Here is a 5,122-nt window from a genome sequence, read left to right as displayed (position 1 = left end):
GCCCTGCCCGGCAATCACGTCCGGGTCGTCAAATGGCGAGACAAAGGTGCTGCCGGTGGCCTCGGCCAGTTGCAACGCGTGGGCCAGGGCAAACGGAAAGCTGGCCCCATGCAACACCGCCTCGCCGCCTCGGGAGCGCACGCCCAACACTTTCAACTCCGGGGTGCTGAACGGCATGACAATCGTCGCCTTGATCCCCAACTCCCGCGCCGCCAATGCCACGCCCTGGGCATGATTACCCGCAGAAGCAGTGATCACGCCCCGCGCCTTTTGCTCGGCACTGAGCTGCATCAGTTTGTTGTAGGCGCCACGAATCTTGAAGGAAAAGGTCGGTTGCAGGTCTTCGCGCTTGAGCAGGATCTGATTGCCCAGCAATGCCGACAGCGCCGGCGCCACCTGCAACGGCGTACGCACCGCCAGGTCGTAGACCGGAGCGGCCAGGATCTTCTTCACGTAGTGCTCAAGCAATCCCGAATCCTGGGGCTGGCTCGCGGGGCGGGTACTCATGGATGTCTCCTGGGTGTTTGCAGGGCCCTGAAGACGGAAAAACAAAACCCGCCTCTAGGGCGGGTTTGGGTACAGCCGAGCGCTATCCCGCCAAATGAGGAATGGCGGTAATAATGCTTGGCTGGCAACGAAAGGTTTGAAATGTCATGAATCAAAATTAACCGGCGCCACCGGGCAAGTCAATGGCGAAACGCCAGGCTTTACGTAGAGCATACGAAACGTATACGCTTTGTATATCAACTCTGCACAGTGAAGCTCATGGGCATCGTCAAGATCACCGACCAATTGCACGAACAACTCCGTCTGGCCAGCGCCACCATGGACCGTTCCATCAACGCCCAGGCCGAGTTCTGGATCAAGATCGGCCTGCTCGCCGAACTCAATCCACACCTGGCCTATAACGACCTGATCAACAAACTGTTGCTGGACAAGCCCGACCTGATCCGGGGGCGCAGCGAATGATCAAGACCACCGAACAACTTGCCGTGATGCGCGAATCCGGCCGCCTGTTGGCCCAGGTGTTTACCATGCTCGACGGTTTTGTCGCCGCCGGCCAGTCGACCCTGGAGATCGACAGCGCGGTGGAAGCCTTCATCCGCAATGACCTGCAATCGCGACCGGCGAGCCTGGGCCAGTACGACTACCCCTTCTGCATCAATACCTCGATCAACGAGGTGGTGTGCCATGGCATGCCCAGCGCCAAGGCCGTGCTCAAGGACGGCGACATCGTCAACATCGACATCACCCTGGAGAAAGGCGGCTATATCGCCGACTCCAGCAAGATGTACATGATCGGCAATGTCTCGCCCAAGGCCCGGCGCCTGGTGGAAATGACCTTTGAAGCGATGTGGGCCGGCATCCGCCAGGTCAAGCCCGGCGCACGCCTGGGGGATATCGGCTACGCCATCCAGAACCATGCCCAGAGCAACGGCTACAGCGTGGTGCGTGAATATTGCGGGCATGGCATTGGCCGCGAGATGCACGAGGACCCGCAGATCCTGCACTTCGGCCGCCCCGGTACCGGGCTCGAACTGCGTGAAGGCATGGTGTTTACCATTGAGCCGATGCTCAACCAGGGCAGCGCCAAGGTGCGCAGCTTGAAGGATGGCTGGACGGTGGTGACGCGGGACAACAGCTTGTCGGCGCAGTGGGAACATACGGTGGCGGTGACGCGGGATGGGTTTGAGGTGCTGACGTTGCAGCCGGACGTCTGAATGGCGCACATCCCCTGTGGGAGCGGGCTTGCTCGCGAAAGCGGTGTGACAGTCGCCATCTACAGTGACTGATCCACCGCTTTCGCGAGCAAGCCCGCTCCCACATTTAGACCTCAGTGATATTCAGGATTTTAGTCATACTGCCTTGTCGCCACTCCCCGCAATCCGCTTCAACCCCAGCACCATCAACCCCGCCCCGAGTCCCATCGCGGCCATGAACAACGGGTACGAAATCCACCACGGCGTGCCCGCCGTCATCATGCTGAACTCCGACATCCCGCCCACGCTGGCGATCAGGTTCAACGGCAGGAACACCACGTTGATCAGCGTCAGCTTGCGCAGCAGGTTGTTCATGCTGTTGTTCATCAGGTTGCCCCGGGCGTCGATCAGCCCGGAGAACACGTTGGAGTAAATCTCCGCCTGCTTGTAGCACTGGTTGTTCTCGATAATCAGGTCATCGATCAGGCCCAGTGTTTCAGCGCTGAAATGTTCCTTTTCCCCATGGTTGCGCAGGCGCGTCAGCACCGCGCCGTTGCTGTGCAGGGCGTTGATGTAATAGATCAGGCTTTCGCTGAGGTTGAACATCTGCATCAGGTGGCGATTGCTCATCGATGCATTGAACTGCTGCTGCAGTTCCCGGGCGACCATCTTGATCACCTTGAGGTGGCCCAGGTAGTGATGGATGTTGTTGAGCAGCAAGTCCAGCAACACATCCAGCGGCGTGCGCAATGGCCGGCGCGCACCCAGCCCGGAGAGCTGGCTGTCGTCGGTGGCGATCACCAGGAGTTGGTCCCCGGAAAACAACAGGCCGCAGGACGACACTTCAAACACCAGGTTGCCGCCGCCCGAATAGTTCTCCGGGCGCTTCCAGATCAGGAACAGGTTATCGGGGTGGAACTCGATGCGCGACACTTCGTCCGGGTCCAGCGCCGAAGCCAGGGCATGTTCATCGAGCTTGTAGCAGTCGCGCAGGTACTTGCGCTCGTGGGGGTCAGGATTGCTGAACAGCAAGACATCCCCGCCGTCCCCCAGGCTGTTGTACAACTTGCCATCGGTTAATTCAAAGCGCTGGATCATCGCGCGTCACCACACCTGGCCTTGACGCTTCAACTCCAGGCGTCGCACGAACTCTTCCAGTACCAGGGAATACAAGTCGTCTTGCAGGTAGGCATCTTCGATGCCGGCGTCCATGTTGGGGTTGTCGTTGACCTCGATTACCACCACCTTGTCGCCGGATTGCTTGAGGTCGACGCCATAAAGGCCGTCGCCGATCAGGTTGGCGGTTTTTACCGCCAGTTCCACCACCGCCTTGGGGGCTTCGTGGACCGCCAGGGTACGGCACTCGCCGTTGATGTCCTGGCCGATGGCCTTGTGGTTGTAGATCTGCCAATGCCCCTTGGACATGAAGTACTGGCAGGCAAAGATCGGTTTGCGGTTGAGGACGCCGATGCGCCAGTCGTACTCGGTGTAGAAAAATTCCTGGGCCAGCAGCAACACGGAATGCTCGAACAGTTCGGCGGTGGCGGTCAGCAGCGCTTGCTGGCTTTCGACCTTGATCACGCCGCGGGAGAAACACCCGTCGGGGATCTTCAGCACCAGCGGGAAGCCGAGGCGCTCACCCACCCGTTCGAAATCTTCGGGTCGCTCCTTGTAGAGAATTTCGGTGGCGGGCATGCCCAGTTGATGGCTTTTCAGCAGGTCCGTGAGGTAGACCTTGTTGGTACAGCGCAGGATCGAGGCCGGGTCGTCCATCACCACCAGCCCTTCGCTTTCGGCCTTTTTCGCGAAGCGATAGGTGTGGTTGTCGACACTGGTGGTCTCGCGGATCAGCAGGGCGTCGTATTCGGCCAGGCGGGCGTAGTCCTTGCGTTCGATCAGTTCCACGTCGATGCCGAGCCCCTTGCCGACCCGGACGAAATTTTCCAGGGCGCGGGCGTTGGACGGCGGCAGTTGTTCCTGCGGGTCGTGCAGGATCGCCAGGTCATAGCGGGCCAGACGGCGGGAGCGCGGTTGACGCCAGATCTTGCGGCTGAAGTTGTCCAGGGCATTCGCGAATTGGTCTTCCTGGTCATCACGCAACTTGTGCAATACGCCAGACTTGATGCCTTCGATGTGCCAGCCGTTATTCTTGCGAAACTCAACTAACAGGATCGGGCAGGGAAACGCTTCAAACAATTGGCGGGCCAGATCCTGCAAGGGTTCAATATTGGTCCGGCCAAAGTAAAGTGTCAGGGTAAAGCCTTCAGTGTTGCTGTAGAGATGATGACTCAAGGCTTTATCGAGGGTTTTATCGAGGTCATCCAGGGCCAGGCCGTACAGGGACTTTTTCGTCAGTTCGCTGATGGTGCGCACCGACGGAATCACCTTGTGCCCCCGCGCCTCGGCCAGCAGCGAGCAGTAGTAGCCGTGCCCCAGGTACTTGTAGCTGCGGCACAGGTTGATCACCTGCACGCGCTTGCCCGTCTCGTTTTCCCGGGTTTGCTCAAGGTATTCCTGGGCGGTGACGATGTCTTCGCTGGGGAAGTACGAGGCCCAGTCTTCCTTGCGCTCGACAATGATCACGACTTGACTTGCACTCTTGGGAGGGCTGGAAAAATAACCGTTGGAAGTTATTGTCGCCGCCACTGTTTGCTCGGATACTTCACGCCAATGACCTTGTACCGCTGACATATTGATTGATCCGCTTTAGAGAACTAGACCTTTTCTATTAAGCACGATCTTTTAGAGAAGTCCCGTTTCGTTACGCAACTTTTACGGCGGTCACATGGCTCTTTCCTTTCGCGTTGCAACACCCGATGACGTGCCTGCATTGGTGGCATTGGAACAGCACTGTTTCACCACGGACCGGCTCTCCACCCGCAGCTTCCAGTGGATGGTCAGTCGCGCCCACGGGCAACTGCTGGTGGCAGAAAAACACGGCGAATTGCTGGGCTACGCCCTGGTGTTGTTCCACCGTGGCACCTCGCTGGCGCGCCTGTACTCCATCGCCATCGCCGAGTTTTCCCGGGGCCTGGGCCTGGGCAAACAACTGCTGACGCGCATCGAAGCCTGTGCGGTTGAGCATGACTGCGCCTACCTGCGCCTGGAAGTGCGTACCGACAACCCCGGCGCCATCGCCCTGTATGAGCGCAACGGCTACCGGCGCTTTGCCCTGGTCAACGACTACTACGAAGACCACGCCCCGGCCCTGCGCCTGGAGAAACGCATCCTCCAGCACCAGGACGCGCGCGCCTTGAGCGTGCCCTATTACCAGCAAACCACCGACTTCACCTGCGGCGCCGCCAGCCTGCTGATGGCCATGGGTGCCCTGGAACCTGCGCGGGTGGCCCAGCGCCGGGAAGAACTGCAGATCTGGCGCGAGGCAACCACCGTGTTCATGACCGCCGGCCATGGCGGCTGCA

At 59.6% G+C, this 5,122-nt stretch carries 6 protein-coding genes; 3 read left to right on the top strand and 3 right to left on the bottom strand.

What is annotated here, in order from left to right; all coding sequences use genetic code 11:
• On the bottom strand, positions 1-507 hold a 507-nt coding region (locus HX846_RS30325), incomplete at its 3' end, for a pyridoxal-phosphate dependent enzyme (RefSeq protein ID WP_178966797.1).
• A gap of 258 nt (positions 508-765) precedes the next feature.
• Here HX846_RS30325 and HX846_RS30320 point away from each other — a divergent pair.
• Positions 766-969 (top strand): ParD-like family protein, encoded by a 204-nt coding sequence (locus HX846_RS30320; protein ID WP_003215288.1) that lies wholly within the window; start codon positions 766-768, stop codon positions 967-969.
• Positions 966-1,721 carry a type I methionyl aminopeptidase gene (gene map / locus HX846_RS30315; protein WP_177042233.1) on the top strand — a complete coding sequence of 252 codons (756 nt, stop codon included), beginning with the start codon at positions 966-968 and terminating at the stop codon, positions 1,719-1,721. Before HX846_RS30320 ends, map begins: the two co-directional genes overlap by 4 nt.
• Positions 1,722-1,856: 135 nt before the next feature.
• On the opposite strand, the gene HX846_RS30310 is transcribed toward map, so the two are convergent.
• Together HX846_RS30310 and HX846_RS30305 are read right to left on the bottom strand one after the other, a co-directional pair.
• Complete coding sequence (locus tag HX846_RS30310; RefSeq protein WP_008430799.1) at positions 1,857-2,798, bottom strand: magnesium transporter CorA family protein; 942 nt, start codon at positions 2,796-2,798, stop codon at positions 1,857-1,859.
• Between the two features lie 6 nt (positions 2,799-2,804).
• Entirely contained in the window at positions 2,805-4,391 is a 1,587-nt protein-coding gene (locus HX846_RS30305; RefSeq protein ID WP_003215278.1) for a RimK family protein, read from the bottom strand.
• 94 nt (positions 4,392-4,485) lie between these two features.
• On the opposite strand from HX846_RS30305, the gene HX846_RS30300 reads away from it, so the two are divergent.
• A partial coding sequence (locus HX846_RS30300; protein WP_178966796.1) for a peptidase C39 family protein occupies positions 4,486-5,122 on the top strand: 637 nt, incomplete at its 3' end.

The sequence above is a fragment of the Pseudomonas sp. K5002 genome (assembly GCF_013386655.1).
Lineage (GTDB): Bacteria > Pseudomonadota > Gammaproteobacteria > Pseudomonadales > Pseudomonadaceae > Aquipseudomonas.
The sequence above is the reverse complement of the archived record's forward strand: the minus strand, read 5'-3'. Positions and strand labels throughout refer to the sequence as shown.

What these genes read in the sequence shown, in the direction of transcription:
- HX846_RS30320 (WP_003215288.1), top strand. Translation starts at nt 766, where the DNA reads ATGGGCATCGTCAAGATCACCGACCAATTGCACGAACAACTCCGTCTG.
- map (WP_177042233.1), top strand. Translation starts at nt 966, where the DNA reads ATGATCAAGACCACCGAACAACTTGCCGTGATGCGCGAATCCGGCCGC.
- HX846_RS30310 (WP_008430799.1), bottom strand. Translation starts at nt 2,798, where the DNA reads ATGATCCAGCGCTTTGAATTAACCGATGGCAAGTTGTACAACAGCCTG.
- HX846_RS30305 (WP_003215278.1), bottom strand. Translation starts at nt 4,391, where the DNA reads ATGTCAGCGGTACAAGGTCATTGGCGTGAAGTATCCGAGCAAACAGTG.